27 protein-coding genes and 1 pseudogene are annotated in these 26,344 nt (G+C 62.8%); 8 read left to right on the top strand and 20 right to left on the bottom strand.

The window, feature by feature from the left end; translation table 11 throughout:
- Nucleotides 1-37: 37 nt before the first annotated feature.
- The 4 genes from P0D70_RS29050 to P0D70_RS29035 all read right to left on the bottom strand — a co-directional run bounded on the left by P0D70_RS29050 (nucleotide 38) and on the right by P0D70_RS29035 (nucleotide 3,392).
- Nucleotides 38-1,708, bottom strand: a complete 1,671-nt coding sequence (locus P0D70_RS29050) for a tannase/feruloyl esterase family alpha/beta hydrolase (RefSeq protein WP_408186981.1) — start codon at nucleotides 1,706-1,708, stop codon at nucleotides 38-40.
- Nucleotides 1,705-2,838, bottom strand: coding sequence for an OpgC domain-containing protein (locus P0D70_RS29045; RefSeq protein ID WP_408186980.1), 1,134 nt, complete (start codon nucleotides 2,836-2,838; stop codon nucleotides 1,705-1,707). Before P0D70_RS29045 ends, P0D70_RS29050 begins: the two co-directional genes overlap by 4 nt.
- Before the next feature lie 152 nt (nucleotides 2,839-2,990).
- Nucleotides 2,991-3,158: a hypothetical protein gene (locus P0D70_RS29040; protein WP_408186979.1), complete on the bottom strand. Its 168-nt coding sequence runs from the start codon at nucleotides 3,156-3,158 to the stop codon at nucleotides 2,991-2,993.
- 111 nt (nucleotides 3,159-3,269) lie between these two features.
- A complete protein-coding gene (locus tag P0D70_RS29035; protein WP_408186978.1) occupies nucleotides 3,270-3,392 on the bottom strand; it encodes a hypothetical protein in 123 nt (40 codons plus the stop codon).
- On the opposite strand from P0D70_RS29035, the gene P0D70_RS29030 reads away from it, so the two are divergent.
- Nucleotides 3,391-4,566 (top strand): acyltransferase family protein, encoded by a 1,176-nt coding sequence (locus P0D70_RS29030; protein ID WP_408186977.1) that lies wholly within the window; start codon nucleotides 3,391-3,393, stop codon nucleotides 4,564-4,566. The genes P0D70_RS29035 and P0D70_RS29030 overlap by 2 nt on opposite strands.
- A 143-nt stretch (nucleotides 4,567-4,709) precedes the next feature.
- Nucleotides 4,710-4,955 carry a hypothetical protein gene (locus P0D70_RS29025; RefSeq protein WP_408186976.1) on the top strand — a complete coding sequence of 82 codons (246 nt, stop codon included), beginning with the start codon at nucleotides 4,710-4,712 and terminating at the stop codon, nucleotides 4,953-4,955.
- An 82-nt stretch (nucleotides 4,956-5,037) separates the two neighbouring features.
- On the opposite strand, the gene P0D70_RS29020 is transcribed toward P0D70_RS29025, so the two are convergent.
- The gene (locus P0D70_RS29020; protein WP_408186975.1) at nucleotides 5,038-6,942 is read right to left on the bottom strand and encodes an AAA family ATPase; all 1,905 of its coding nucleotides are present in this window, start codon (nucleotides 6,940-6,942) and stop codon (nucleotides 5,038-5,040) included.
- 830 nt (nucleotides 6,943-7,772) lie between these two features.
- Nucleotides 7,773-8,045, bottom strand: coding sequence for a hypothetical protein (locus tag P0D70_RS29015; protein ID WP_408186974.1), 273 nt, complete (start codon nucleotides 8,043-8,045; stop codon nucleotides 7,773-7,775).
- A gap of 289 nt (nucleotides 8,046-8,334) precedes the next feature.
- Between P0D70_RS29015 and P0D70_RS29010 the strand changes: the two genes are divergently transcribed.
- On the top strand, nucleotides 8,335-9,375 hold the full coding sequence (locus P0D70_RS29010) for a helix-turn-helix transcriptional regulator (protein ID WP_408186973.1): 1,041 nt from the start codon (nucleotides 8,335-8,337) through the stop codon (nucleotides 9,373-9,375).
- Between the two features lie 3 nt (nucleotides 9,376-9,378).
- Here the strand turns inward: P0D70_RS29010 and P0D70_RS29005 are convergent, their stop codons facing one another.
- Nucleotides 9,379-10,689: an MFS transporter gene (locus P0D70_RS29005; protein ID WP_408186972.1), complete on the bottom strand. Its 1,311-nt coding sequence runs from the start codon at nucleotides 10,687-10,689 to the stop codon at nucleotides 9,379-9,381.
- Between the two features lie 243 nt (nucleotides 10,690-10,932).
- On the opposite strand from P0D70_RS29005, the gene P0D70_RS29000 reads away from it, so the two are divergent.
- Nucleotides 10,933-11,556 (top strand): ABC transporter ATP-binding protein, encoded by a 624-nt coding sequence (locus P0D70_RS29000; RefSeq protein WP_408186971.1) that lies wholly within the window; start codon nucleotides 10,933-10,935, stop codon nucleotides 11,554-11,556.
- Nucleotides 11,557-11,707: 151 nt separating this feature from the next.
- Here P0D70_RS29000 and P0D70_RS28995 read toward each other — a convergent pair whose 3' ends face one another.
- The 9 genes and pseudogenes from P0D70_RS28995 to P0D70_RS37120 form a co-directional block, all read right to left on the bottom strand.
- A complete protein-coding gene (locus P0D70_RS28995; protein ID WP_408186970.1) occupies nucleotides 11,708-12,715 on the bottom strand; it encodes a zinc-dependent alcohol dehydrogenase family protein in 1,008 nt (335 codons plus the stop codon).
- Between the two features lie 129 nt (nucleotides 12,716-12,844).
- Entirely contained in the window at nucleotides 12,845-13,159 is a 315-nt protein-coding gene (hmuQ, locus tag P0D70_RS28990; RefSeq protein WP_091803019.1) for a heme-degrading protein HmuQ, read from the bottom strand.
- A gap of 106 nt (nucleotides 13,160-13,265) precedes the next feature.
- Nucleotides 13,266-14,225 (bottom strand): O-fucosyltransferase family protein, encoded by a 960-nt coding sequence (locus P0D70_RS28985; RefSeq protein WP_408186969.1) that lies wholly within the window; start codon nucleotides 14,223-14,225, stop codon nucleotides 13,266-13,268.
- A gap of 126 nt (nucleotides 14,226-14,351) precedes the next feature.
- A pseudogene (locus P0D70_RS28980) lies at nucleotides 14,352-14,582 on the bottom strand (tetratricopeptide repeat protein); the annotation flags it as partial.
- 112 nt (nucleotides 14,583-14,694) lie between these two features.
- On the bottom strand, nucleotides 14,695-15,045 hold the full coding sequence (locus tag P0D70_RS28975) for a copper-binding protein (RefSeq protein WP_408186993.1): 351 nt from the start codon (nucleotides 15,043-15,045) through the stop codon (nucleotides 14,695-14,697).
- Nucleotides 15,046-15,082: 37 nt separating this feature from the next.
- The gene (locus P0D70_RS28970) at nucleotides 15,083-16,378 is read right to left on the bottom strand and encodes a multicopper oxidase family protein (protein WP_408186968.1); all 1,296 of its coding nucleotides are present in this window, start codon (nucleotides 16,376-16,378) and stop codon (nucleotides 15,083-15,085) included.
- A 1-nt stretch (nucleotide 16,379) separates the two neighbouring features.
- Nucleotides 16,380-17,810, bottom strand: a complete 1,431-nt coding sequence (locus P0D70_RS28965; RefSeq protein WP_408186967.1) for a TolC family protein — start codon at nucleotides 17,808-17,810, stop codon at nucleotides 16,380-16,382.
- Complete coding sequence (locus P0D70_RS28960; protein WP_408186966.1) at nucleotides 17,807-18,109, bottom strand: hypothetical protein; 303 nt, start codon at nucleotides 18,107-18,109, stop codon at nucleotides 17,807-17,809. The genes P0D70_RS28965 and P0D70_RS28960 overlap by 4 nt, the downstream gene beginning before the upstream one ends.
- Before the next feature lie 89 nt (nucleotides 18,110-18,198).
- The gene (locus P0D70_RS37120; protein ID WP_494478132.1) at nucleotides 18,199-18,543 is read right to left on the bottom strand and encodes a hypothetical protein; all 345 of its coding nucleotides are present in this window, start codon (nucleotides 18,541-18,543) and stop codon (nucleotides 18,199-18,201) included.
- Between the two features lie 249 nt (nucleotides 18,544-18,792).
- On the opposite strand from P0D70_RS37120, the gene P0D70_RS28950 reads away from it, so the two are divergent.
- The gene (locus P0D70_RS28950; protein WP_408186965.1) at nucleotides 18,793-18,990 is read left to right on the top strand and encodes a heavy-metal-associated domain-containing protein; all 198 of its coding nucleotides are present in this window, start codon (nucleotides 18,793-18,795) and stop codon (nucleotides 18,988-18,990) included.
- 153 nt (nucleotides 18,991-19,143) lie between these two features.
- Entirely contained in the window at nucleotides 19,144-19,530 is a 387-nt protein-coding gene (gene copM, locus P0D70_RS28945; RefSeq protein ID WP_408186992.1) for a CopM family metallochaperone, read from the top strand.
- Between the two features lie 21 nt (nucleotides 19,531-19,551).
- On the opposite strand, the gene P0D70_RS28940 is transcribed toward copM, so the two are convergent.
- Complete coding sequence (locus P0D70_RS28940) at nucleotides 19,552-20,604, bottom strand: AraC family transcriptional regulator (RefSeq protein WP_408186991.1); 1,053 nt, start codon at nucleotides 20,602-20,604, stop codon at nucleotides 19,552-19,554.
- Between the two features lie 245 nt (nucleotides 20,605-20,849).
- Here P0D70_RS28940 and P0D70_RS28935 point away from each other — a divergent pair, with 245 nt between their 5' ends.
- Together P0D70_RS28935 and P0D70_RS28930 are read left to right on the top strand one after the other, a co-directional pair.
- Nucleotides 20,850-21,683 (top strand): class I SAM-dependent methyltransferase, encoded by an 834-nt coding sequence (locus P0D70_RS28935; protein WP_408186964.1) that lies wholly within the window; start codon nucleotides 20,850-20,852, stop codon nucleotides 21,681-21,683.
- Nucleotides 21,680-21,856, top strand: a complete 177-nt coding sequence (locus tag P0D70_RS28930; protein ID WP_408186963.1) for a hypothetical protein — start codon at nucleotides 21,680-21,682, stop codon at nucleotides 21,854-21,856. The genes P0D70_RS28935 and P0D70_RS28930 overlap by 4 nt, the downstream gene beginning before the upstream one ends.
- Nucleotides 21,857-21,967: 111 nt before the next feature.
- Here P0D70_RS28930 and prpF read toward each other — a convergent pair whose 3' ends face one another.
- From prpF to P0D70_RS28915, 3 genes are all read right to left on the bottom strand, one after another.
- Nucleotides 21,968-23,155 carry a 2-methylaconitate cis-trans isomerase PrpF gene (prpF, locus tag P0D70_RS28925; protein ID WP_408186962.1) on the bottom strand — a complete coding sequence of 396 codons (1,188 nt, stop codon included), beginning with the start codon at nucleotides 23,153-23,155 and terminating at the stop codon, nucleotides 21,968-21,970.
- Nucleotides 23,156-23,287: 132 nt separating this feature from the next.
- A complete protein-coding gene (acnD, locus tag P0D70_RS28920; RefSeq protein ID WP_408186961.1) occupies nucleotides 23,288-25,885 on the bottom strand; it encodes a Fe/S-dependent 2-methylisocitrate dehydratase AcnD in 2,598 nt (865 codons plus the stop codon).
- A 308-nt stretch (nucleotides 25,886-26,193) separates the two neighbouring features.
- Nucleotides 26,194-26,344: citrate/2-methylcitrate synthase (locus P0D70_RS28915; RefSeq protein ID WP_408186990.1), on the bottom strand; the 151-nt coding region annotated here is incomplete at its 5' end.

Genomic DNA, 26,344 nt, shown 5'->3' with positions numbered 1-26,344 from the left:
CTTTCAATTTCCGCAGCGCTTTTTGCAAGACGTCCGCTCACGGCTCGGCACATATAAAGCTGCTGGCCAGATTCACATTGCCCTTGCCGACATAACGCGGAAACAGCGGATAGCGGCACAGCGGACGTGAGCGTCCATTGGTCGCCGCCGCGATATCGGTTGCCGTCAGCGTTTCAGGTGATGCCCCGCGCGTCACCCAGTTATCGAGCGCGCCCAGCAGATCGACGGAAGGAATGAATACGCCGCTGCCGTGCTGGAATCCCGGCACCATGTACAAGCGCATGAAATTGTTGACCTGGTCGATGCCGAAACGATCGACCAGGGTGTCGTAGTAGCGAATGGTCTGATTCGGGCTGATGACTTCGTCGGCGAGGCCTTGCAGCGTGATGAGCTTGCCGCCGCGAGCAATATAGCGCGAGAGGTCGGGATTCATCGCGCCGATCGTCTGCGACAACGCGACCAGTTGCGCGCGGTATTTGCCAGGATGTAGCGGGTCGAACCTGAGCGAGTCGAAGCCGGCATCGCGCGCGACGAAATAGCGGATATAGCCGTCGCCCTGCGCGAACAGGTAGCCGTTGGCAAAGAATGTCGGCACCGGCAAGCGCTCCGCCTGATGCGCAAGGCCGAGCAGTCCGCTCAGATGCGTGCCCTGAAAAATGTTGTAGCCGCTATAGCCGTTCACGTCCCAAGCCAGACGGTAGGGCAACGACAGCCCGTCGCGCATGACGAGCAAGGTGGAAAGTTGCGTGTCGGTGAGGCAGTCATCGTGCGACGGCGCACGCCCGGCGCAGCGCAGCGAGTCGATGATTTGCGCTTCGCGCTCCCGGCATGCGGCAACGTCGCTGACAATCCCGTCCGCCGCGCCGTCGAGTGCGTCACACGCGGCGAGCGAGCGTTGATAGACGTGTTCGAGCAGCAACGGCGGAATGAAGCCGCCCGGCGTGCTGTATTCCGCCTGGCCGAGTTTCACGCCGAGCAGACGCACGCCGGAAAAATTGAGCGCGGGCGAATTGGCGATCACGCCGTCGTAATCGTCGGGAAAGCGCTGCATCACGGTGTAGCCTTCGCGGCCGCCGGTCGAGCCGCCGGCGAAATACATCCGTTGCGGCGGCCGGCCATAGGCGCGTGCAATCAGCGCAAGCGCGGCATCGTGCGTCTTCTTCAGATGCGCAAAGCCGAAGTTCGTAACGGCCTCATCGACGAGGCCGAACACCGCAACCGACGAATCGCCCACATGTCCGGAGTCGTCGCCGAAGGTTGCGTAGCCTTGCGCGAGCGGCGCGCGGTTCGGCGAAAACGGCATCACGCCGGTGCCGCTCACCACGACGCCGTTATAACCGCCGCCGCCGATCTGCAGCGCGCGGCCATTCCAGCGGCGCGGAAGATTCAGATCGAAACGGATGTCGGGGGTGGTGGCTTTGACGCCCTTGATACGGCCGGTGATACGACAATACTCGCCGCCCTGCTGATTGCCCGGCGCGGTGGCGCTGACCATCGCCGCGCTTTCGATCTGCACACCGGCGCTCGGCAACGCAATGAGTTCGGGCGGCAGAACCGCGCCCGCGAATTCCGCGCAGCGCATGGCGAGCGGCGCTTCCTTCGGCGCGGCACACGCCTCGTGAGCGGCGAGCCACAGCAGCGCGCCGACAATCTGAATCGCCGCGCGCCAATCGCGCGTGACACGCACGGAGGCCCAGCGCGACCTCATCCGCAACCCGCGCCGTTGGCGGCCGCGCGAGCCTGCTGCCCTTTCCAGCCGCTCCAGCCGCGCGCGATCATCAGCACGGCGCCGATGGCGACGAGATCGCCGCCCAATCCGATCAGCACGCCGCGAAAGCCATGGAATGTATGCGGCGTGGCCGTATCGACGATCAGGGACACCAGTGTGCCCGCAACGAAACACACCAGCCCCGTGCGGCCGACCGTGACCACGGCGGGCAGCCGCCGGGCGAGCCACGCGATGCTGCCCATGCGCACGAACTGCGCGGCGAGCCAGGCAATAACGATAAAGTTGATCACGCGATCGGGAGAAAGATTCTGTTTAAACGTGCCGGGCAAAGGTTGCGTCAGCACGAAGAGTTTGACGATAGCGAATGTCAGCGCCGCCAACACCGCGCCCCGCGTGCACCAACGGGCGGTGCGGGTCGCATGAAAGCGCTCGCTGACGGGCTGCACCCGGCAAAGAATCCCGAGCACGAACATCAGTTGCCACGCAAACGGATTAAAAGCCCAGTCGGCCACGTCGTCAATGCTGAATAACGCGGCCAGCGGCCGCGCGAGCGCCCAGATCGCCACGCTCAAGCCCAGCGCCATGAGCGACGAACGGCGGGCCAGCGGCACCGCGAACGGCACACATATCGCAAAGATCACATACATGGGCAGCACGCTCGACAGATAAGGCTGGCGCCGCAGCAGCATGATATCGAGCGCCTCGCGCAGCGGCTGGAGCGCGAAAGGCGCCCAGCCGGTGAGGTCGACCATGGGACGGTTCAGGTTCAGCGTCGCGAGTACGGCACCGGACAGCAGCGTCAGCACAGCCGTCAACAGATAGGCGCGGTAGATTTCCCAGCAGCGCCGCACAAAGCGCATCTTCGCCGCGCTCTCGCCGCGGCCCGCGAGCACGGCCGTATAAGCTGCCGCCGACGCATAGCCGCCGAGAAACACGAACACTTCCGCCGAATCGCACAGCGCATAAGCGTGCAGCATCAGATGAGAAAGTGTGCTGCCGGGAATGTGGTCCAGCACGATGACGATCAGCACGACGCCGCGGAAGAAATCCACTTCGATCGAACGTCCCCCGGGAGGGCTTCCTCCGGAGTGGCCGCGACGGGTTTCCATTCAGGTTCTCGCAAGATGGGCGCACGCAGGCGGTACGCCGTTTTTCGTAGGAACACCATGACAATAAAACGTTCCTGCCGGCGCCGCAGAGTAGATCGGCGCGCGCTGACAAGACGCCTTTAATTTCGAATCGCATAGCGGCAATCTGAAATTCAGCTGTCGGCATGCGGTAATACTGAGTCGTCAAGTATTCGGTTTGCGGCAAGATTTGCGGTTTTAAATCGCTGGGCGCGAATGCGATCGGTAATGGAAGCAGAAAATAAATCGCTGAATGCGATGCGCGATTTTTTTCGCTTTTTTTCATCGTAGGATGGTTTCATGCACGCCCGTCGGACATCGCGCGCTTTGAGCGATGCCACCATTCGACGGCGGCCACTCATGTGGACCGGACACGCGCTCAGCCGATCCGCGATCGGCAGGCGCGTTGCGCGTCATTGCGACGCCTTCTCTTCGCCACGGCCGACCTTAGCGTCGGTGGAGCGCTCCGGTCCTTCCATTACCGCCCAGAACGGCCGCGCCACGCGCGCCACCTTCGCACTGGAAGACGACCACATGAACACTAGAATTGCCGGCTTCGACGGACTGCGTGCGATCGCGGTCCTGATGGTCTTTTTTCAACACCGACTGTTCGGCGATATCGGCGAAATCGGCCATCTCGGCGTATGGATCTTTTTCGCGCTGAGCGGATTTCTGATCATCGGCATTCTGTCCGCGCAACGCACGCGCATTGAAACCGGCGTTAGTCGATTCGGCGCTGAATTGAAGCGCTTTCTATTTCGCCGGACCCTGCGCATTTTTCCGATTTACTACCTGATGCTGCTGGTAATGTGCGCCCTGATGGCGTTCGGCATGGCGAGTCCCGAACTGGCGAGCGGCATGCCGTTTCATCTCGCTTATCTGTCGAACATCTGGATCGGCTCCGTGCTGCACTATTGGCCGGGACGCTACTCGCATTTGTGGAGCCTCGCGATCGAGGAGCAGTTTTATCTCGTGTTCGCACCGCTATTGCTGCTGCTCGCCGTTAGACGGCATCTCACGGCGTGCCTCGTGATCGTTGCGACCGGGCTTGTTTCGCTCATGGCGATGCGCGCGGCGCATTGGCAGGACATCACCATCTATACGCACCCGCTCACGAACTTCTGGCTGCTGGCCTTGGGTGGAATCGGCGGCCTGATGATCGCGCGAAAGGAGAGCCGGCTGCGGGCATGGCTCGGGCACGGCGCGACGCTCTTCGCATTGAGCTTGGGGCTAGTGGCTTTCTGCGCGACCGAGCCGACGTGGAGCGAGGTGGGCAACCCCGTGCTGTTCACCCTGATCAGCGCCGCGTACGGCCTGTGCATCGTGGCGCTGGTGTGTTCGATTGCGTGCTGCCGCAATGCGGTCGTTATCGGCCTGCTCGAAGCGAACTGGCTGGTGAGCTTCGGGAGAATCAGCTACGGCTTCTACCTCTATCACAACCTGATCCCCGACCTGACTCGCAACCATCACGCCGAAGCGCTCTTCGGCGGCACGGTGCCCTTGTGGGCGCATGTCGCAGGCATCGCAGGGTCGTTTGCAATCTCGCTCGCCATGGCCGTTCTGTCCTGGCGGCTGATCGAAGAACCGATCCTGCGTTTGAAGACACCGCGCGCGCCAGCGTCGTCACACACGCAGCCTGCGCTGCCGTCCCGTCATGAGCGAGTCGAGCGTTCCTTGACGGATGACCGCGCCGCGTCGGATGCGGCCTGAGGCCGCCATGCCTTGCGTTTCGCCGGCCGGCCAAGGTTGTGAGGGTGCCGATAGCAAGCGGCTCGCTCCCCTCAAACTGGCCGTGGTACGCGTATTGCTGCACATGGTGGGTACTTACCAACCGGAGAGCCCTTGCGGCAATCATGGCTAATTCCCCGAACGAGCACGAGCCCGAGCGCCACGCCGAAGAAGACCCGGGCGGCCCGCCCACCGAGGTGTCCAAACCGATCGGCGACGCAATTCCCACACCGGTCGAACCGGGTCTCGATCAACCGCTGCCGAAAAAAGGCGAGGTACTTCCGCCTGCCGAGGAAGCCGAGGACGCAGCGTTGGGTGACACCGATACGCCTCCAGGCGTGCCGCCGCCGGGTCCGTCGGATTTTGCGTAGCGCAGGCCGGTAAACGACAACGGGCGGAGCCAATTGATGGCGCCGCCCGTATGAGTCACGCGCTGCTCAGCGAGTCAACCGTTCACGCAGCCTCCGGTTCGTGAACGATCTTCAGCGTGTTTTTGTGTTCCCTGATCAACCGGTACACGGTTTCTCCGGGAACGGTCTCCTGCTCGAGCAGTTCGTCCGCAATGGCGCGCAGCACTGGCTCGTAGGCATGCAACAGCCCGAAGCACAGTTCATTCAATTCCTTGAGCAGCACGTTCGCGTGTTCGATCGCACTCTTCATCTGCAAGCCTGCATATTGTGACGGCAGTGCCGCCAGACTGAACAGATCGCCGTCGCTGTTGAAGCCGAATTTCGACACCATATCCAGGCTGATGCGCGACGCTTCCTGCAGATCCGAGGCGGCGCCGCTCGATGCTTCGGAGAACGTGAGAATTTCAGCATTGCGGCCACCGAGCAAGACCTGGATTTCATTGCGGATCTCGGTCTCGCGATACAGGTGCTTGTCCTGCGCTTTGGTAATGAGCGCGACACCCAACGCGCCACCGCGCGGCAGAATCGTGACTTCCTCGAGCACGCCCGTACCCAGCAGCGCGGCGACGAGACCGTGCCCTGCTTCGTGCACGGCTATACGCGTGCGCTCGTCTTCGCTCAGTGCGCGCTCGGCGCCGCTCACGTCGCCGATGCGCGCAATCTTGATCGCCTCCATGAAATGCTTCGAGGCAATTTCGGTGTCGCCGCATTTGCGCGCGACGAGCCCCGCCTGATTGACCACCATCGCGACCGTTGCCGGAGACAGGCCGGTAGTCAGGCGCGCCAACTGGTCATAGTCGATGTCGGCGGATTTCGATTTCAGTTTCTGCGCGTAGAAGCGGAAAATCTTCGCGCGATCTTCGCGATCGGGCAAACGGACCTGCACGGTGCGATCGAAGCGGCCCGGCCGGCGCAACGCCTCGTCCAGATTGTCGGGGTGATTGGTCGCCGCGACGATGATCACCCCTTCGTTCGAAGCGAAACCATCCATCTCCGCGAGCAACTGATTGATGATGCGGTTGCTCTCGGCTTCGACAGGACCGCTGCCCGTATCCGTGCGTTTGGCGAGGCCGTCCGCTTCGTCGATGAAGATCACCGTGGGCGCATTCTTGCGCGCCAGTTCGAACAGATGCTTGACCTTCTGGATGCCGACGCCGTAGTACTTCGCACTGAAATAGCTGCCGGTGATCGAGATGAAGTTCGCGCCGCACTCGCCCGCCAGCGCCTGAGCAAGCCGCGTCTTGCCGACGCCCGGTCCGCCCACCATCAGAATGCCGCACGGCGCGCGCACGCCCATCGACGTGAACTGCTTCGGATCAGACAGATAGCTGCGAATGTCCGCGAGTGCAGTCTTCGCTTCGGCCGCGCCGATCACGTCGTCGAAACGCAGCGCCGGCGCCGTGTCGAGCAGCCTCGCGCCACCGCGCATTTCGCGCCGCATGAACCACGCCATACCGCCGATCAACAACAGCGGAAGCAGCAAGCTGATGACGTCGCGAGTCTGATCGAAAAGTTGTGCCCAGCGTGAGCCGGCGGAGAGAATATCCGCGTCGGGAAGCCAGACGAGCTGATAGGTGGCGGCCTCGTCGGACTTGGGTTCGCCGAGCAGAAGCGCGTGTGAGAAGGTCGCGTTGTGGTCGGTGACGAAGTATTTCGTGCCGTCGCGCTTCGAGATCAGAATCGCGTTCGGACTCACGCCGACCGCGGCAACTTTGGCGTCGCGAATGTCGCGCAGCATTTGCGAGGCGTCTTTCTCTTCGCGCGTCCATGCCGAAGCATCATGGCGCATCTGGTTTGCGACACCGGTCAGCGCCGGCGCGACTTGCGCCGCGCGCTGCTGGTAACGCCACACGCCGAATGCGAGCAACCCCGCAATGAGTGCAGCGGACACCGAAATGGCGATCGTGCGTGTACGTCTTTTACCAAGCGAGTTCTTTCCCGGCTTCATGAGTCACTTCCAAAAACGGGCCCAAAACGAGCCCCGATACTTGTCAAAGTCAGATGGGCAGAGGTTGGCGGAGGGGAATCGACTAAGGACGATACCGTGCGTGATCAGAGGAAAGGACACCCAACCATACGTCCCTTTTAACAGCATGCATACGCTCAAGTATGCGGTGCCGCCGTTTCTTCCAAATCGCGGAAAAAGCCTAGTTCTACCGTCTATCCGGCGATTCGAGCCGCCGGATTGTGGGGAACGGTCACCGCGCGCGATGCTGGCGCATGCTGCTCCGGCGCACAGTTTATCAGCGCTAAATTCGTTGCGTATTCTGCATACCTACAATTAACCGCTCCCTAATTAAAAGCGGTCAGAATTACAGTAGCGCCCTTTTTTCAGGGGTATCCGGAGTAAGCGACGATAGCTCGCGTTGTCTGACCGCATCGTCGCGCTTCGATTCGCGATTAAACGCTGGTGTGCAGAATGGACCGCCCTCCGCTGCAACTGAATAGGTTGGGCGAGCAAGTGAGACCAGCGGGGGTGTTGAAAAAGGGTGTTGTTCGCGAGGGATTGGTTCAGAACACGTGGAACGCTTAGCTCGCATGGCGAAACGCGTTCACCGGCTCACGAGCGATACGGTCGACCTGGCCGCGCGGAGCCGCGCCGCAGATGGTCAACCCAGGTAAAGCTCGGCGGATGTGCAAACGGGCCTTTACAGGCCCGTTCGCACCCTCGCCGCTTTCTCTCAAGTTCTTCGATTTTTATTGCCGACGCTCAAATGCATCGATCTGGTCCTCCTCTGCGCAACCCCGGTCTGCGTGCTTCTTGTTCTTGGCCTGGGCTCAAGCGGCCGTGCGCGGCTTTAGCGCAATCCGCGCATCACGCGAGAGTCTTTCGAGCAGTTTCGCCACGCGTTGCCGCTGGGCGGCGATCAGCTCGTAAGTGTCTTCCAGCGCGCGGATGCGATTTTCCCAATACTCATGGTCGAGCGAATGCAGCCCGCTGGACGCGTCCCCACGCGTCACATACTGCATCACGTTCTCGAGATGTTGCAGTTGGCTGTCCACCAGACTGGCCGGACGCCGCGCGGTCGGTTGCCTGTTCGTGCCGCTCATCGTCGATATCCCGTGAATTGCCTGCTGGCAAAGCGTGACCTTCGCGCCGCGCTTCGCGGATAGCGGATCGGCGCTCTCTCTTCGTGCGGATGCGATTCCAGCAACGGAGGCGGTGAATCACTGCGTGCCGCGCCGTCTGCGAAAACGTTCCGCATCTAATCACGTAACATTAATGCAGGTTTTTTGTTAGGCTTGACCATCCGTCTCAATTTCGGGCGGCGGCGAACCGTATCTCCATGCATTGCGCCTGCTCGCCGAAACCGCACGCCTCGCTCCCAGCAACCGATTCATGAATCAGCGCTCACTGCCGCAACATCTGGCCGCGGCCGCCGCCGCCCACTCGCGCTCGGTCATTTCGACGAGCCGTTTCAGCACGCGCGGATTGGCGCCCGACGAACAGTTTCTGGCGTGGCGCCAGCGTGTGGGTCATGTGGTCGACGCGCCGCCCTCGAAGGCCCAGGTTGCAGGGGGATTTCGCGGTGAAATCGATTTATACGCAACCGGCGGCATGGTGTTCACGGACTGCAGCACCGATTCGATGCTGCTGGAGCGCTCGGTGGCCCGCGTGTCCACCGACTCGCGGCGCGATTACGTGTTTCACCTCTTTCTGGAAGGGGAAGTCGGCCATGTGACCGGCATGCACAAAAAGCGCAGCGCGCCGGGTTCGGTGCGGGGCATCGTCGCGTTCGACCTGAACCAGCCGTTTCGCGTGGAACGCCCGGAATGCCGGGTGCTGAGCGTGTTCGTACCGGCCGCGCTAGTGGATGAGCAATTGCGCGACGGCGCGGCTATCCATGGCCGTATCGTTCAGCAAGGCTCGCCGCTCACCGGTGTCGTGTTCGATCACATGGCGGCGCTCGCCCGCGACATTCCAAGGCTCGATGCGGCCGGCGCCATCGGCGCGCTGCACGCAGGCGCGCGGTTACTGGTGGCCGCGTTTCGCAAGGACGCGCACTTGAGCGGCACGGGCCGCGCCGCGCTGCAAGCTGCGGTAATGGGCCGGATACGCCGTTATATCGAGGTCAATCTGCATCAGGGCGACCTCACACCGACCAGTGTGGTCCAGGCACTGCAATTGAAACGGGCGACGATCTATCGCTGGTTCGAGCACGAGGGCGGTCTTGGCGCGTATATCCGCCATCGCCGTCTGCGGGAGGCGGCAGACGAACTCGTCCGTTATCCGCACCTCCAGGTGGCGGAAATCGCTTTTGGACTCGGTTTTCAGAGCGCCTCCGACTTCACCCGCGCGTTTCGACGCGCCTTCGACATGAGCCCGCAGGACTTGCGCGCCCGCGCGTTCGACCTGCAGCAATTGCGCAACCCGGCCTAGCGCTCAGGCAGGCGGCGGCGAGGCGCAGGCGGCGCAGGCATCCGTCACCGCCTTTTCCGGGAAGGCCTTCAACGCGATGAGCGTGAGCACGGAAGCGCCCATCAGATACCACGCCGGCACCATCGGATCACCGGTCCGGTTGATGAGCCACGTCACCAGGAAAGGCGAAAATCCGCCGAACAGGACCACCCCGAAGCTGTAAATCACCGACAGTCCGGCCGCGCGCCGGTGGGCGGGAAACGCCTCCATCATCAGGACCGAAGCGGCGCCGGCGTTGTTCACCGCCAGCGCGACGTAAGCCGTGATGATCACGAGCGACGCGAGGTTGCCCGCGCCGTGGGTTAGCGCCCAGAACGCGGGCCAGGCCACTGCCAGCGACGCCGCGAGCGATACGTATTGCAGCGTCTTGCGGCTCGCAAAACGGTCGGCCGCGAGTGCGATCAGCGGCGTCACCACGAGAATCACGACACCGGACAGACAGGCCGTGAGAAGGCTGATAGTCGGCGGCCTGTGCAATGTGCGGACCAGATAGGCCGGCATGTAGAACACGGTGACGTAAATGCTCACCGAAGGCGCCGCCATCATCAGCAGGCCGCAGACGAGCGGGCGCGTGTGCTCCGCGAACAGACGCCGCGGGCTGAGCCGCGTGCGCTGCTGCGGCGCGGCCGCCGGCATGCGGCGCCGCAGGTACCAGCCGACCGGGCCGATCAGCCCGCCCAGCACGAACGGAATGCGCCAGCCCCATGCGTGCATGGCGGCGGGCGACAGCAGCGCCGTGGTGCTCGCCCCCACCAGCGCGGCGGCGAAAGCGGCCGCGCCCTGGCTCGCGCCGCGCCAGCTCACCATGAAGCAGCGGTGCCGGTAGCCGGCCGACTCCATTAGCGACGCCGACGCCGGGCCGATCTCGCCGCCTGCCGCAAGCCCTTGCATCAGGCGCGCGAGCACCATCAGCACGGGCGCTGCCGGCCCGATCGACGCGTAACCCGGCAGGCATGCGATCAGCCATGTGCCGAGCGTCATCAAGGTGAGTGATACCGTGAGGCCGGCTTTGCGGCCCCGGCTGTCGGCAATGTGGCCGATCATGATCGCGCCGAGCGGGCGCATGACGAAGCCCGCGCCGAAGGTGGCGAGGGAGAGCAACAGCGACGACGCGGGATCGTGCGACGGGAAGAACAGATTGCCGATCGCAACGGCCGAAAAGCTATAGACGGTGAAGTCGTAAGCAACGAAACCATTGCCGATCACGATGGCAGTGACGATACGTCCGAGTTCGGCGCGCGACAGTGGAGCCACATTGCTGGCAGCGGTGTGCATGAGTTGCAGTTGATAATTCGTCGAGTTATTCGGGAAGCTGGCGAAGAAAATGAAGCGCTTGTTTTATCGGCCCGACAGGGCGCAACTTTACGGCATGACGCCAGTTCTTCCAGATCTCCGGTCCTCCACGCACTGACGCGCGGCCTTGCGGCGTGGCTCGCGACGCGGCAGCGGCCATGTCTCACGCTGCTACACTTGCGCAACGCCAAGCTGCAAAAGACACCCTATTACACGCTCCAACCCATGCTTCGATTCGAAAACCTCAGCAAGCGCTACAGCGAGCGCCTCATCTTTCAGGGCCTGCATGACGACATTGCGTCAGGATGCGTAGCGTTAAACGATGAATCCGGCAGCGGCAAGTCGACACTCATAGGCATCCTCGCAGGCATGATCGAGCCCGACGCCGGCGAGGTGTGGCTCGGCGGTCATTCGCTGCGCACCGCGCCGCTTGCCGCGAAATCCGTGCTCACCTACGTGCCGGAAGACTGCATGACCTATCCGGATCAAACCGGCCGTGAGTATTTCAGCAACGTGGCAGCGGCGAGAAACACCGCGGTGAGCAGCGCAACCTTGGAACTTGCGGACCGCTTCGGTCTGACGCCGCATCTCGACAAACGCTTCGAACAGATGTCGTTCGGCACGCGCAAGAAGATTTTCCTGACCGCAGCCGTGCTCGGCGAGACCCGGGTCCTGCTTGCGGACGAACCCGTCGGCGGACTCGACGCCGCCGCACGCGCCGTACTGGTCGACCTGTTCAAGACTCTCGCGCAAACGCGCACGGTGTTTTTCTCGAGCTACGACACAGTCTTTACCGACGCGTGCGAAGCGCGCAGCGTGAGTTTCGCCGACCTCGGCGGGCGCGGCTAAGACGCGCCTGCATGCGACCACGCCACCGTGTCGCGCCGCGATCAAAGCGAGCGGAGCCGGCAAGCGGGTCTGCATGCGGGGCTGCATGCGCGCTCACGGATTTCTCTAACGCACGCACAACGCCGCACGCGCAACGCCGCATGCGCAACACTCAAACCGCCACGCAAATCTTCCCGAAGTGCGCCCCGGATGCCTCGTGCGCGAACGCGTCGCCGAGCTTCTCCAGAGCGAACGTGCTATCGATCACCGGTTTGATGCCGGTCGCTTCGAGCGCCCGGATCATATCGCGCTGATCCTGGCGGCTGCCGACGATCAAGCCTTGCAGGCGCTGCTGCCTCGCCATCAACGCCGCGGTGGGCACCGGCCCCGCCCGTCCGGTCAGCACACCGATCAGCGCAATATGACCGCCGATCCGGCAAGCGGTGATCGACTGCGGCAAAGTCCCCGGGCCGCCGACTTCGATCACGTGATCGACACCTCGCCCGCCGGTCAGCGAGCGGACCTGCTTGCCCCATTCCTGATTGTCGCGATAGTTGATCGTATGGTCGGCACCCAGCGCGCGCAGGCGAACCAGCTTCTCATCCGACGAAGACGTGGCAATCACCGAAGCCCCCATCGCTTTGGCAATCTGCAAGGCGAAAATCGACACGCCGCCCGTGCCGAGCACGAGCACCGTGTCGCCGGCCTTCAACTGACCGTCCACGACGAGCGCGCGCCATGCGGTCAGCCCGGCGGTAGTCAACGTGGCGGACTCCGAATGGCTATAGCCGCGCGGCGCATGCGTGAAGTAGTGGCTCGGCAGCACAACGGTTTCGCGTGCATAGCCGTCCACGCCGTCGCCCGGCGTGGTCGTGAAGTCAGCAATGGCGGGCGGCCCGTTTTCCCAGAACGGGAAGAAGCACGACACCACATGATCGCCCGCCTTGAATTCCGAAACGCCGGCGCCGACTGCTTCGACGACACCCGCGCCGTCCGCCATCGGAATCCGCCCTGCTTCAGCCGGCAAATTGCCGCTCACCACGCCGTAATCGTGAAAGTTCAGGGAGTTCGCGTGAATGCGCACGCGAATCTGGCCCGCCCCGGGTTGACCGGGGTCGGCAATATCGACAACCTGAAGATTGGCTACAGTGGCGGGCGACCCGATTTTGACGGCTTTCATGCGTTCGTTCCTCTGTGAGTTGCCCGGCGCGTGACGCGCCGGCGCGAGTGACTCGCAAAAGAATACCGCAAGCACGCTGCGCACGTGCTCGCGTGCGCAGGCGCCAGCGCGATAGCCGCGCTCATGCGTTCATTTGACGGTCTGAATGACCTCGAACCCTTCGAACTCCGGATGCCCGAGATAGAGCACACGATTGTCGCCACCGGCATTGCGATGCGCGGCGCGAAACGCCTCGGATTTCGTCCACGCCTCGAAAGACGCGTAGTCCTTCCAGATGGTATGGCTGGAATACAGAACGTGATCTTCCTTCTGCGGTCCCTTCAGCAGATGAAATTCCACGAAACCCGGCACCTCTTTCAGGTGTGTATCGCGCGTGGTCCAGAGATGCTCGAAAGCGGTTTCGGATCCGGGCGTCACTTTGAAACGGTTCATGGCAATGTACATGCTGAAGCCTCTTTGCAGTCACGATAGGTCTCGCGGGCTTTTGATTATATGCCCGTCATTCTTCCTACTCATGTGACGACTTCGAGACAGCAGAATGCGCCCGCGTTCAGGCCGCTTTGTCCTGCGCGACCTGTTCGAGCCAGAGTCGGCTGTCGGGAAACCAGAATGCATCCGGCCGCGGCGGCGACACGAGTTTCACCGGCAGCGACGGGTTGAATATTCTGGACCACGCCGACAGATACGAAGGCGTCTTCACGAGATACCCGCAACGCGATAGCAGAAGACTGGAGACCAGCGCTTCGCGGCCGATGTCGAGCCCAGGATAGCCGCTGAAATGCACCGGCGTATTTCCGCTCGCGAGCAATTTCGCGGGAGCCACCTTGACCGGCTTGCGAAACGGCCAGGCAACGAAGAAGTCGAGAAACGCCTGTTCGTCGCTTGAAATGAAAACGTTGCTCAGGTGCGGGTTTTCCGCGAGCGTCGTTTCTATGTGGCGGCAGAAATCGCCCCATGAAACCGGGATTGCTTCCAGCGTTTTGTCCGTGCCTCTGAAATGCGCACCGAGCGTCGACGTGCCAATTTCGAGTTGCTGGCAGATCGCGTCGACTTCGTCCTGAATGTGGCCGGCGGGCCGGTAATGCGCGAAGAATAGCTCGCTGGCGCTCGTGAGTTGAAGCCGCGCCTCATAGCGCTGACGAAATCCTAGCTGGACCAGATCACGAACCGTCGATTTTCTCACCCTGTGCGTCAGCAACGCCGTAGCCTCGCCATGCATGGAATCAAAGAAGGCCGAGAACCAGTCGATCTTTCCTTCAGGGTCGCCGTAGAGACCGCCTCGAGCACTGATGGACGGCGTCAGACATTTTTCGTCGCAGTACATCAGGATAAACAGGACCATCTGCATTACGGAGAAGAAACCGGAGTTCTCCTGAATTTCGATGGCAAAAATTCCCCTGTTCAAACGCTGTGTAGCATGAAGTGAAATGCGACGCGGTGTGGCCACGGAATGCTTGAACCCCTCGCTGCGCCGGATCTTTTTCGCCCGATCGACCACTTTTCTCAGCATGCCCGGCTCCTAATGGAATCTAGGTATTCTTTGAAATCGTCCGCGTCTGTGCACGATGAAAGTCACGACGCCCGAGCATAACATCTCAAAACTTCGGGTCGAGTAAGTTCGGCTCGACTTGGTGAGCTACCGCACAAACGCCCGGTAAGACTTCCCGCGAGATGAGGCGCTCGCCTGACGCAACGCTTCGGCAACGCGCTCCAGCACGCCGTTCCAGTCACCTCGTCGCGTCTGCGTGAAAAGCCGCACGCTCGCATACCAGGGGCTGTCGTCACGATCGCGCAACCAGCGCCAGCAGCCGGCAAAGCGGTTGAGCAGCCACACCGGCTTGCCCATTGCCGCCGCCAGATGCGCGAGCCGCAATGAGGGCGGACAAATGTAGCCGACACGCGCGAACCGTTCGAGCGCCAACGGCAGGTAGCGCACGAACTGTAGGACCGTTCCGAAACGGCCGATCACGCCTCGCGTTTTATCGCTTCTCCAGTTTCACCACCGTCAGCGCCCCGTCCACCTCTTCAGCGACGAAGTCGATTCTGTCGCCAGGCTTGACCTGCGAGAGCATTGCCGAATCCTTCACTTTGAACACCATGGTCATCGCATCCATGCCGAGGTTTTCCAAAGGACCATGTTTGATGGTCAGCTTACCGGCAACCGCATCCACTTTCCTGATCTCGCCATGCGACATGCCGGCCTTCGCCTGGCCTCCCGCTTGAGCGCCATCCGCGGCCGCTGCCGCGTGGCTCGCCTCATCCGCCGCATATGCCGAAACGGGAACCGTCACCATGCAAGCCATCGCCATCGAAACCAATACGTTCTTCATCTCACACTCTCCTAAGTTCATCACAATCTGCACGACATCAACCATCCGGCAATTCGCCGGTGTATTCGTACGCCACGGTTCCTTTGGGATGCCTGAACCAGCCCGGATCGCGGTAGTCGTCGCGCCCTAGCCCCTCGCGCACTTTCACGACCGTGAACATGCCGCCCATTTCGAGCGCACCGAATGGCCCGGTGCCGGTCATCATCGGCAGCGTGTTGTCGGGCAGCGGCATCTCCATCGCGCCCATCGAGCCGCCTGTGCTGCCCATCGCCATATAGTCGGGCACCAGCCGGTTGATGCGTTTGGCCAGGTCTTTCTGCGGCACGCCGATCATGTTCGGAACCTGGTGCCCCATCGCGTTCATCGTGTGATGCGACTTGTGGCAATGGAACGCCCAGTCGCCCGGACGATTCGCCGTGAACTCGATGGCGCGCATCTGCCCTACCGCGACATCGGCCGTCACCTCGGGCCAGCGCGCGGAAGGCGGAATCCAGCCGCCGTCCGTGCCCACCACTTCGAAGTGATAGCCGTGCAGATGAACCGGGTGATTGGTCATCGTCAGATTGCCGACGCGAATCCGCACGCGATCGCCCGCGCGCACCGGCAACGAATCGATACCCGGAAACACGCGCGCGTTCCATGTCCACATATTGAAGTCGGTCATCTCGTTCACGCGCGGCGTGAAGCTGCCCGGATCGATATCGTAGGCGGACATGATGAACGCGAAGTCGCGGTCCACCGGCATCGCGCCGGGATCTTTCGGATGAACGATGAACAGGCCCATCATGCCCATCGCCATCTGCACCATCTCGTCGGCGTGCGGGTGATACATGAAGGTGCCGTGCCTCTCCAGACCGAATTCATAGACGAAGGTCTTGCCTGGCGGAATGTGCGGCTGCGTGAGCCCGCCCACGCCATCCATACCGCACGGCAGCAGCATGCCGTGCCAGTGGACCGTGGTGTGCTCCGGCAGCCGGTTGGTCACGAAAATGCGCACCTTGTCGCCTTCAACGGCCTCGATGGTCGGCCCCGGCGCCTGGCCGTTGTAACCCCACAGGTTCGCGTTCATGCCCGGCGCCAGTTCGCGCACCACCGGCTCGGCGATCAGGTGAAACTCCTTCCAGCCGTTTCTCATGCGCCACGGCAGCGACCATCCGTTGAGTGTGGCGACCGGCGTGTACGGCCGGCCATTCGACGGCGCGCGCGGTGCCTGCATCGCGGCCGAGGCCATGCTGGGCGCTTCGGGCAGCGACGCGGCGCCAGCCTTGCTGACCAGCGCGGCGCCTAACAAAGCGGCTCCCGAGCCGCCGATAAAATGTCGACGTGACACCATGTCATTGACCTTCCAATTCAGTGGACGACGCCGGCTGCGTCGTGGAGGCGAGCGGCGTCGCGCTCGTGGCAACTGGCAGACGGCCGCCGAGCGCCTGTTGCAAATCGGTTTGCGCGAGCCAGAAGTCCTTCAGCGCATCGATTGCGCTATTCACCGCGCCGATCTGCTCGCGCGAATCGGCGAGCAGTTCGAACACGCTGACCAGCATGCCGTTGTAGCGAAGCAGCAATTCATCGGAGATGGTTTTGCGGACCGGCACGACTTCGTCGCGATAGTGCTTCGCGAGGTCGTAGCCGGACACATAGGCCGAATACGATTCGCGCACTTCGGAGCGCGCGTTGATCGCGGTCTCGGCAACACGATTCGCCGACTGCAGATAGATCGCTTCGGCTCGCGCCACTTTGGCGCTGCCCCAGTCGAACAGCGGGATCTCGACGCTGATCTCATAGCCCTGCTGGCGGCCGTCTGAAGTCGTGAAATTGTTCTGATAGCCGACATCCAGCACGTTGATGAAACGCGTCGCTTTGCTCAAGCCGAGTGCGCTGGCGACACTTTGCGTTTGCAGCTTCGCGGCCTGAATGTCGAGCCGGTTCTGCATCGCGAAGGTTTCCAGATCGTGCAACTCGGGGCGCGTGGCAGGCAGATCGGGCAGGCGCTCAGGCAGCGTGTACTGTGCCTGGGAACCCCAGAGTCCCATCGCGCGAGTGAGCTTTTCTCGCGCGGACACTGACTGCTGTCGCGCTCTTCCTACCTGCGCCATCGCTTCCGCGTAAAAGGCCTGCTCGCGCGCGTAATCGAGCTTGCTGAAATGGCCGGCCTGCTGCATGCGCGACGCGAGTTCGGCGCCGGCCTCGGCCGCGTCCTTCACCTGCTCCGCGTACATCGCCGATTGCCCTGCGGCGACTGCGAGGATATAGGCGCGCCGGGCGTCGGCTGCGACTTTGAGCATGGCGTCCGCGGTGAGCAGGCGAGTCTGCTCGAAACGGCGGCTCTCGATGCGCGTCACCAGCGGCATGGTCAGTACCCTCAGCATGCCGAGCGTGAAAGTGCGGCTGATACTCAGGTCATCGCCACCGTGCGTGCGGCTGAACGAAAAGCCGGGATTCGGCAGGCGTCCTGCCTGAACGAGGTCCGCTTCGGCAATGCCGAGTTCGCCGTACGACGCCTGCAGGCCACGGTTGTTCAGGAGCGCGATCTGGAGCGCGTCGTCCATGCTGAGCGGTGTGGCGAGCAACGCTTGCGTGCGACTTGCTACGGTGTTTCGGTCGTCATCCGTTTTTATCAACACGGCGTCTTTGCCGATCCGCGCGGAGGCCACCGTCGACACGGTGTCGAACCCGCCGTCCTTTGAAAACGTCGTGCAGCCGGCGAGCCATGACACGGCAATGGCGATGGAAACAGCGCCGGCGGAAGGAAGCAGGCGCGGCCTCATTTTGCTGCCTCCGCGTGGTGAGCACCGTGGCCGTCGCCTTCGGCATCTGTGACGCCCATGTGCATCGAACCGTGGCGCTTCCCAGCGCCATCGGCTGGATCGGTCACCGCGCGATTGAGCGCCTGCCAACCTGGTGACGGCTGGTCGCGGTGCGGCCGATAGCCGGCCAATGCAGATGGCACCTCGAGCGCAGGCACGGATGCCGCGGCATTCGCCGGGTCGGGAAATAGGGGCGCGGCGAACGCGAGTGCCGGCAGACATGCCGGCGCGCCGAGCAGCGCCGCAATGAACATTCGCATGGATAGTCTCGTCGTAGTCCGCCCCGACGGACGACACACGGCCGCCATCGAGACAAAATGGAACACCGCAGCACAGGGCTGCGAAAGATCTAGACGAGAGGGATTCGGGGAGGCCGTTCGACGCCGTCAGTCAGAAACGACACGACACGCACGGCGGGAGGCAGGGGAACAGCAAAATGAACCGCGTTAGCGGACAGGGACACGACCGGCGTGATGGGCAACGCGCCGCCGAAACAGCAGGACGCGCAGGCGGAGCACGCATGCGCGTGATGCTCGCTGCCCCCGCCGTCGTGATGCTGAAGATGAGTACCGGCGATATTGTCGGCCTGATCGGCCATCATCCCGGCATGATCGTGATGCTGGGTCATTGGACCCCCATGCTCGTGGCGCGCCGACATCCCTTCGCCCACGGAATGCGAGGACTCGCATTTCATGGAGACGGCCGCGAACGACTGAACCGGGAGGCACAGCACGAGCAGCAACACGATGAAGAATTTGCGCCAGCAAGACATGGAAACGGAGTCTAGCATGCGGTTCTGGAAAATCGTAAGGCAGGGACGACGTCGCGCGCGCACGTTTTTGGTGCGGTGATTTGCCTTCAGCCAGTCACAAAAAAAGAGGCTTGACCTTACCGCCGTGGGAAGGTCCACGCTCGAGCCATGACTTCTCATTGGAGGTAGGACATGGAATTCAACATCCCGGACATGTCGTGCGGCGGATGCGCCAACGCCATCACGCGTGCTGTCACGAGTCTCGACCCGGCTGCCAGGCTCGAAGTCGATGTGCCCGTTAAAATCGTCAAGGTCACGTCGACGCTGGCGCCCGAGCAATTCATCGAGGCCATCGAGGCGGCGGGATTTCATCCGTCACTGAAAGCCTGATAGGCTGATCGCCCAATCGCTCGATCGCCGGACCAGATCGACGCCGGATAGCCGCCGGATAGCCGCCGGGAAGGCGGTGGGAGCACACGCGCCCACTTCCGCTTTCCGGTAGCGGTGTCGATCGGGACAACTTTTCCCCAACGGAAATCTACTATGAAAAACCTTCGCGCCTTTCGTGCTCTCTGCCTGTTAGGCGGCTTTGCGTTTGCCGTTGCGGCCGCGCCCGTCCATGCCCAGCAACCGGCGTCCATGCCCGGCATGGATATGTCCGGTTCAGCCGGCGGCAAGTCGACGCAAGCCTTCAAAGCCGCCGACGACAAAATGATGCAGGACATGAGCGCCGACTACACCGGCGACGCCGATAAGGACTTTGTCGCTCACATGATTCCGCATCATCAGGGCGCGATCGAAATGGCGCAGGTCGAATTGAAATACGGAAAGGATCCGGAGCTGAAGCGGCTGGCGAGCAACATCATCAAGGCACAGCACGATGAGATCGCGTTCATGAAAAAATGGCAGGCGAAGCATGGCGTGAAATGAGCGCACGGAGTATTGGCGCCTTCACATCGGGTTGCCGCTAAAGGGTTCGCTGTAGCAATCTACAGCGCTCGCGCCGGCGGCACCCGCCGAGGCACTCGCCATTCCGCCCCGGCTCTTCCTCCACCCTGCCGGCGGCATCCCGAACTCCCGCTTGAAAGCGCGATTGAAGGCCGCCTCCGACTCATACCCCACCTGATCCGCCACCTCCGCCACCGACTTCGTCCCGCCGCGCAACTCCTGCGCCGCGACCTGCAAACGCCAGTGGGCGAGATACTGCATTGGCGGCTGACCGAGCAACTGCGTAAACCGCTGCGCCAGCGCGGAGCGTGACAACCCCGCCATTCGGGCAAGCTCATCCACGGTCCACGCATGCGCCGGCTGCGTATGCATCATGGCCAGCACCCGGCCGACAAACCTGTCCCCCACACCCGCGAGCCAGCCCTTTCGATCGGCCGGCAGCGCGTCGATGCAGCGCCGCACCGCCTCCACGAAGAGCAGCTCCGATAGCCGCGCAAGCACGAGCGCACTGCCTACGCGCCACTCCGCCGCCTCGGCCGTGGCGAACCGCAAAGAAGATTCGAGCCACGCGGACTGCGGATCATTGCGCATGTCGACCTTGAAGAGGCGAGGCAACGCGGACAGCACCGGGTTGCTCAACGTGTCGTCGCAAGCGAGAAAGCCGCACACCAGACGCGTACTGTCGCCGCCGCCGCCATAGTTGAGCGTCATCAACTGCCCCGGCGAATTGCGCAACTGACTCTCGAGCAGTTCGGCAGTCGGTCCGGGCGTGACGTCGAGTGAACTGCCCAGCAGATGCGATTCGCCTTGCGGAACGACGAGCAGTTCGCCGGCGTTGACGTAAATGGCGGACTCGGGATCGTCCGCGAGTGCCGCCCAGCAGCTTCCCTCGGTGATCAGATGATAGGAGACGACACGTTCGGCTCGTGGCAGGTAACTGCCGCACAGCGCTGCGTCCGCCTGGCCGAACAGACACCAGGGCGCAGTGAAGTGGCCGTTTAGATACACCGCGCCGCCCAGGCGAACGAGGCGAAGAACGTTGGAGAGAGCATCCATGGATGTGTGCCCATGAACTTCGGCGTCCTGCGCAAAAGATCTGGACGCCTGGTCATTCATCGATTCAACACGCGCAACGATACTAGCACCCATGCGAATTCCTTACAACGATGCTAAGGAATCTTGAATGTATCGAATACTTAAACGCAATTAAGGAGGCGCCCCATGAATTCATAGCGACGCTGAAAGCCTTCGCGCAACGAGATCAACTTGCATTGCACAAAAAAATTTTCAGGAGCATTTCCATGTCACAAGTCCAGTCTTCTTCGCAAACCTCCGCATTCGCCGACGTCAAAGCGCGCCAGCACGTCGCGTGGGAAACGGGCAACTATGCGGTCGTCGGCACGACGCTGCAGATCGTCGGCGAAAACCTGTGCGAGGCGCTCGATCTGCGCGCCGGCAGCAGCGTGCTCGATGTCGCGGCGGGCAACGGCAACGCCACGCTTGCCGCCGCACGCCGCTGGTGCGACGTCACCTCGACCGACTATGTCTCCTCGCTGCTCGAAGCGGGGAAGGCTCGGGCGCGAGCGGAAGGTCTCACCTCGGTGCGGTTTCGCGAAGCGGACGCCGAAGCGCTGCCCTACGCCGACGCCTCGTTCGATGCCGTCATCTCGACCTTCGGCGTCATGTTCACGCCGAATCAGGAGAGGGCGGCAAGCGAGTTGGCGCGCGTGTGCAAGCCGGGCGGCAAAATCGGCCTTGCGAACTGGACGCCCGAGAGCTTCATCGGGCAGGTGTTCAAAACGATCGGCAAGTATCTGCCCCCGCCGCCCGGCCTCAAGTCGCCCGCGTTGTGGGGCACCAGGGCGCGGCTCGACGAGTTCTTTCACGGGAGCGCGAAGCCCGTCGCTGCAAAGAGCCGTGAATTCACGTTCCGTTACCGCTCACCGGCGCATTGGATCGAGGTATTCCGGACATATTACGGCCCGGTCAACAAGGCATTCGCCGCGATGGATGCCGAACGGCAGGCGGCCTTCCAGCTCGACCTGATGACGCTGCTGGCAAACGGCAACCGTTCCGGCGACGAGACACTCGTGTTGCCCAGCGAGTATCTCGAGGTCGTCATGGAGCGGCTGTGAACGGGATCAGCCGCGCACTGGCCGGCGCGGCGGTCTACACCCTCAATCGATGGCCAACGCTCAGCGTGGTCGGCCTGCGGTGTGCCACGGTGGCTTTCGGCCTGCCGCTTTTTTCGTCCGTGTGCTTCTTCGGCCTTCGGTTCGTTCTCGCCAGCATCGGGCTGATGTCTTAGACTTCGCCATTTCATCCAACCCGTTTTTCCGGCTTCGTGCTTTCCAGACGAAGCCGGACTTTCGCACTCTGGACACCTGAGCGGCGAATCGGCGCGCTGGCGACGGCCACCTCACCTTTCCTGCGGCACCCGCACCCACCCTTCCATCAACACGCGCGCGCTGCGGCTCATGATCGCCTTCCTGACCGTCCACTCGCCGCCGCTCTCGCTCGCCTCGGCACCTACCCGCAAGGTCCCCGACGGATGCCCGAAGCGTACCGACTGCTTCGCCCCGCCGCCTGCCGCGAGATTCACCAGCGTGCCGGAAATCGCCGCCGCCGTGCCGATCGCGACCGCGGCCGTGCCCATCATCGCGTGATGCAGCTTGCCCATCGACATCGCCCGCACCAGCAGATCGACATCGCCCGCCCCAATGCGCTTGCCGCTCGACGCCACATAGTCGGCCGGCTTCGCGACGAACGCGACCTTCGGCGTATGCTGGCGCGTCGCGATCTCGTCGAGATGCTTGATCAGTCCCATGCGCAGCGCGCCGTGCGCGCGAATGGTCTCGAACATCGCCAGCGCTTTTGGGTCGCTGTTGATTGCGTCCTGCAACTCCGTACCCTTGTAGCCGATCGATTCCGCATCCACGAAGATGGTCGGAATGCCCGCGTTGATCATGGTCGCCTTCAACGTGCCGACACCCGGCACTTCGAGGTCGTCCACGAGATTGCCGGTCGGGAACATCGAACCGCCCGCGCCCTCTTCTTCCGCAGCCGGATCCATGAATTCGAGTTGCACTTCGGCAGCCGGAAACGTGACGCCGTCGAGTTCGAAATCGCCGGTTTCCTGCACGGCGCCATTGGTCATCGGCACGTGGCCGATGATCGTCTTGCCGATATTCGCCTGCCAGATGCGCACGGTCGCCACGCCGTCGCGCGGAATCCGGCTCGGGTCGACGAGACCCGCGCTGATTGCGAACGGTCCCACGGCGGCCGACAGGTTGCCGCAATTGCCGCTCCAGTCCACGAATGCCTTGTCGATCGACACCTGCCCGAACAGGTAATCCACGTCGTGATCCGGCCGGCTGCTTTTGGCGATGATCACCGTCTTGCTGGTGCTCGAGGTCGCGCCGCCCATGCCGTCGATCTGCTTGCCGTACGGGTCGGGGCTGCCGATCACGCGCATGAGCAGCGCATCACGCGCGGCGCCCGGCACCTGAGCGGCCTCGGGCAGGTCCTGCAAGCGGAAGAACACACCTTTGCTGGTGCCGCCGCGCATGTAGGTGGCGGCAATCTTGATCTGGGGTTGGTGGGCCATGAAAGTCGTGTCCTGATGTAGGCGGACGGTCCCTGGAGGGACTTCGTGCAGGGCGTACGGCATGCCGCACCGTAGCGCCCTGTCCCGCGTTAAAACGTTCGCTGCTTCAAACGATCTGACAACCGGGCAGCCTCAGGCCGCCGCTTTCGTCGATTCGAGAAAGTCCTGCGCAAAGCGTTGCAGCACGCCGCCGGCCTCGTAGATGGAAACCTCTTCGGCCGTGTCGAGCCGGCACGTGACCGGCACGTCCACACGCTCACCGTTCTTGCGATGAATCACCAGCGTGAGGTCCGCGCGCGGCTTGCGCTCGCCGATCACGTCGAAAGTTTCCGTGCCGTCGATACCGAGCGTAAGCCGGTTCACCCCAGGCTTGAATTCCAGCGGCAACACGCCCATGCCCACCAGATTCGTGCGGTGAATGCGCTCGAACCCTTCGGCGACGATCGCTTCCGTGCCGGCAAGACGCACGCCCTTTGCGGCCCAGTCGCGCGACGACCCCTGGCCATAATCGGCCCCGGCGATCACGATCAGCGGCTGCTTGCGCTCCATGTAGGTTTCGATCGCTTCCCACATGCGCGTGATCTTGCCCTCCGGCTCGATGCGCGCCAGCGAACCCGCCTTCACCTTACCGTCTTCGACCACCATCTCGTTCTTCAACGTGGGGTTCGCAAAGGTGGCGCGCTGTGCCGTCAAATGGTCGCCGCGGTGAGTCGCGTAGGAATTGAAGTCTTCTTCCGGCAGGCCCATCTTCGCCAGATACTCGCCCGAGGCGCTGTTCGGCAAAATCGCGTTGGAAGGCGACAGGTGGTCGGTCGTGATGTTGTCGCCCAGCACGGCGAGCGGGCGCATGCCCTTGAGCGTGCGCTCACCGGCAAGCGCGCCTTCCCAATACGGCGGACGGCGAATGTACGTGCTCATGGGGCGCCAGTCGTACAGCGGGCTGGCCTTCTCGCCCGTGTCGACCGTGACCGCGAACATCGGCTCGTACACCTTGCGGAATTGTTCCGGCTTCACGCTCGACGCCACGATCGCGTCGATCTCCGCATCCGACGGCCAGATGTCCTTCAACGTGACGGGGTGGCCGTCGGCGTCGATGCCGAGCACGTCTTTCTCGATGTCGAAGCGGATCGTGCCCGCAATCGCATACGCCACCACCAGCGGCGGCGACGCCAGGAAAGCCTGCTTCGCGTACGGATGAATGCGGCCGTCGAAGTTGCGGTTGCCTGACAGCACGGCAGTCGCATACAGATCGCGCTCGACGATTTCCTTCTGGATCGCCGGATCCAGCGCACCGGACATGCCGTTGCACGACGTGCACGCATACGCGACCACGCCGAAGCCGAGCTTCTCCAGATCGTGCAGCAGACCGGCTTCTTCCAGATACAGCGTGACCGCCTTCGAGCCAGGCGCGAGCGAGGTCTTCGCCCACGGCTTGCGCGTCAGTCCGCGCCGGTTCGCGTTACGCGCCAGCAGGCCGGCGGCGATCATGTTGCGCGGATTGTTGGTGTTCGTGCAGCTCGTGATCGCGGCGATGATCACCGCGCCGTCCGGCATCAGGCCCGGTTCATTCTCCACCTTGCCGCTGATGCCGCGCGCCGCCAGTTCCGACACCGGCAGACGGCGGTGCGGATTGGACGGACCGGCCAGCGTGCGCACCACGGTGGACAGATCGAACGTGAGCACGCGTTCGTATTCGGCGTGCTTGAGGCTGTCCGCCCACAGGCCGGTTTCCTTCGCATACGTTTCCACCAGTTTGACGAGTTCGTCGTCGCGGCCGGTGAGCTTGAGATACTTGATGGTCTGTTCGTCGATATAGAACATCGCGGCCGTGGCGCCGAATTCCGGCGCCATGTTGGCGATGGTCGCGCGATCGCCGAGCGTCAGGTTGGCCGTGCCCGCACCGTAGAACTCGAGGTACGCGCCGACCACTTTTTCCTTGCGCAGGAATTCGGTCAACGAGAGCACGATGTCGGTCGCGGTAATGCCTTCAGCCGGCTTGCCGGTCAGTTCCACGCCGACGATATCCGGCAGGCGCATATACGACGCGCGGCCCAGCATCACGCTTTCCGCTTCGAGTCCGCCCACGCCGACCGCGATCACACCGAGCGCGTCCACCATCGGCGTATGGGAGTCGGTGCCGACCAGCGTATCGGGGAATGCCACGCCGTCTTTCACCTGCACCACCGGGCTCATGCGCTCGAGGTTGATCTGATGCAGGATGCCGTTGCCCGGCGGAATCACGTCGACGTTCTTGAACGCACGCTTGGTCCAGTTGATGAAGTCGAAACGGTCTTCATTGCGGCGGTCCTCGATCGCGCGATTCTTCGCGAACGCGTCCGGATCGAACCCGCCGCACTCGACGGCGAGCGAATGATCGACCACGAGTTGGGTCGGCACCACCGGATTCACCATGGCGGGGTCGCCGCCTTGCGCGGCGATCGCATCGCGCAGACCAGCGAGATCGACCAGCGCGGTCTGGCCAAGAATGTCATGACAGACCACGCGTGCCGGGAACCACGGGAAATCCAGATCGCGCTTGCGTTCGATGATCTGCTTGAGCGACGCGACGAGCGTGACGGGATCGCAGCGGCGCACGAGGTTCTCCGCCAGCACGCGCGACGTGTACGGCAGCTTGTCGTACGCGCCGGGCGCAATGGCGTCGATGGCGGCACGCGTGTCGAAGAAATCGAGCTGGGTGCCGGGAAGGCGTTTGCGGTTTGCGGTATTCATGGCGTAGGGGACAAAACAGTAATGATCCGGGAACGATGGCGGCGGCCGATCACAGTCAGCTGCCCCTCTTTTAGCGCTTCCCTGGCGGGCCAGTCAGGTACGGGTAGTTTAGCTCGCGGCAGCGTGCTGGCCGGGTTTGCCGGCACTCACGCGAATACGCCGCAAAAAACAGCCTTGGCTCGGGGTTCCAGCGAGCCAAGGCCCAATTTCATTGCGCCGCGCTCTCGAGACGCAATGAAGGTCGAACACTTGCATCGGCGTGTCGACGCTCTCGCGATCGACAACGCTCGCAAGGTCTTTAGCCACGCTCAAACACGCTTCGCGAGCGGCACGAACGGCAGGTCATCGGGTCCGGTGTAATTTGCGCTCGGACGGATGATCTTGTTGTCGATGCGCTGCTCGATGATGTGCGCGCTCCAGCCGGCCGTACGCGCGATCACGAAGAGCGGCGTGAACATG

It is taken from the genome of Paraburkholderia sp. RL17-381-BIF-C (assembly GCF_046026435.1).
Classification (GTDB): domain Bacteria; phylum Pseudomonadota; class Gammaproteobacteria; order Burkholderiales; family Burkholderiaceae; genus Paraburkholderia.
The sequence above is the reverse complement of the archived record's forward strand: the minus strand, read 5'-3'. Positions and strand labels throughout refer to the sequence as shown.

Bases quoted from the DNA above. Each gene is read 5' to 3' on its own strand.
- P0D70_RS29030 (WP_408186977.1), top strand. From the start codon at position 3,391: ATGAACACTAGAATTGCCGGCTTCGACGGACTGCGTGCGATCGCGGTC.
- prpF (WP_408186962.1), bottom strand. From the start codon at position 23,155: ATGGCCCACCAACCCCAGATCAAGATTGCCGCCACCTACATGCGCGGC.
- P0D70_RS29000 (WP_408186971.1), top strand. From the start codon at position 10,933: ATGCTTCGATTCGAAAACCTCAGCAAGCGCTACAGCGAGCGCCTCATC.
- acnD (WP_408186961.1), bottom strand. From the start codon at position 25,885: ATGAATACCGCAAACCGCAAACGCCTTCCCGGCACCCAGCTCGATTTC.
- P0D70_RS28975 (WP_408186993.1), bottom strand. From the start codon at position 15,045: ATGAAGAACGTATTGGTTTCGATGGCGATGGCTTGCATGGTGACGGTT.
- P0D70_RS28985 (WP_408186969.1), bottom strand. From the start codon at position 14,225: ATGCTGAGAAAAGTGGTCGATCGGGCGAAAAAGATCCGGCGCAGCGAG.
- P0D70_RS29005 (WP_408186972.1), bottom strand. From the start codon at position 10,689: ATGCACACCGCTGCCAGCAATGTGGCTCCACTGTCGCGCGCCGAACTC.
- P0D70_RS28935 (WP_408186964.1), top strand. From the start codon at position 20,850: ATGTCACAAGTCCAGTCTTCTTCGCAAACCTCCGCATTCGCCGACGTC.
- P0D70_RS28940 (WP_408186991.1), bottom strand. From the start codon at position 20,604: ATGGATGCTCTCTCCAACGTTCTTCGCCTCGTTCGCCTGGGCGGCGCG.
- P0D70_RS29010 (WP_408186973.1), top strand. From the start codon at position 8,335: ATGAATCAGCGCTCACTGCCGCAACATCTGGCCGCGGCCGCCGCCGCC.
- P0D70_RS28960 (WP_408186966.1), bottom strand. From the start codon at position 18,109: ATGCGAATGTTCATTGCGGCGCTGCTCGGCGCGCCGGCATGTCTGCCG.
- P0D70_RS29015 (WP_408186974.1), bottom strand. From the start codon at position 8,045: ATGAGCGGCACGAACAGGCAACCGACCGCGCGGCGTCCGGCCAGTCTG.
- P0D70_RS29025 (WP_408186976.1), top strand. From the start codon at position 4,710: ATGGCTAATTCCCCGAACGAGCACGAGCCCGAGCGCCACGCCGAAGAA.
- P0D70_RS28950 (WP_408186965.1), top strand. From the start codon at position 18,793: ATGGAATTCAACATCCCGGACATGTCGTGCGGCGGATGCGCCAACGCC.
- P0D70_RS29020 (WP_408186975.1), bottom strand. From the start codon at position 6,942: ATGAAGCCGGGAAAGAACTCGCTTGGTAAAAGACGTACACGCACGATC.
- copM (WP_408186992.1), top strand. From the start codon at position 19,144: ATGAAAAACCTTCGCGCCTTTCGTGCTCTCTGCCTGTTAGGCGGCTTT.
- P0D70_RS28965 (WP_408186967.1), bottom strand. From the start codon at position 17,810: ATGAGGCCGCGCCTGCTTCCTTCCGCCGGCGCTGTTTCCATCGCCATT.
- P0D70_RS37120 (WP_494478132.1), bottom strand. From the start codon at position 18,543: ATGAAATGCGAGTCCTCGCATTCCGTGGGCGAAGGGATGTCGGCGCGC.
- P0D70_RS29045 (WP_408186980.1), bottom strand. From the start codon at position 2,838: ATGGAAACCCGTCGCGGCCACTCCGGAGGAAGCCCTCCCGGGGGACGT.
- P0D70_RS28995 (WP_408186970.1), bottom strand. From the start codon at position 12,715: ATGAAAGCCGTCAAAATCGGGTCGCCCGCCACTGTAGCCAATCTTCAG.
- P0D70_RS29040 (WP_408186979.1), bottom strand. From the start codon at position 3,158: ATGAAACCATCCTACGATGAAAAAAAGCGAAAAAAATCGCGCATCGCA.
- P0D70_RS29050 (WP_408186981.1), bottom strand. From the start codon at position 1,708: ATGAGGTCGCGCTGGGCCTCCGTGCGTGTCACGCGCGATTGGCGCGCG.
- P0D70_RS29035 (WP_408186978.1), bottom strand. From the start codon at position 3,392: ATGTGGTCGTCTTCCAGTGCGAAGGTGGCGCGCGTGGCGCGGCCGTTC.
- hmuQ (WP_091803019.1), bottom strand. From the start codon at position 13,159: ATGTACATTGCCATGAACCGTTTCAAAGTGACGCCCGGATCCGAAACC.
- P0D70_RS28970 (WP_408186968.1), bottom strand. From the start codon at position 16,378: ATGGTGTCACGTCGACATTTTATCGGCGGCTCGGGAGCCGCTTTGTTA.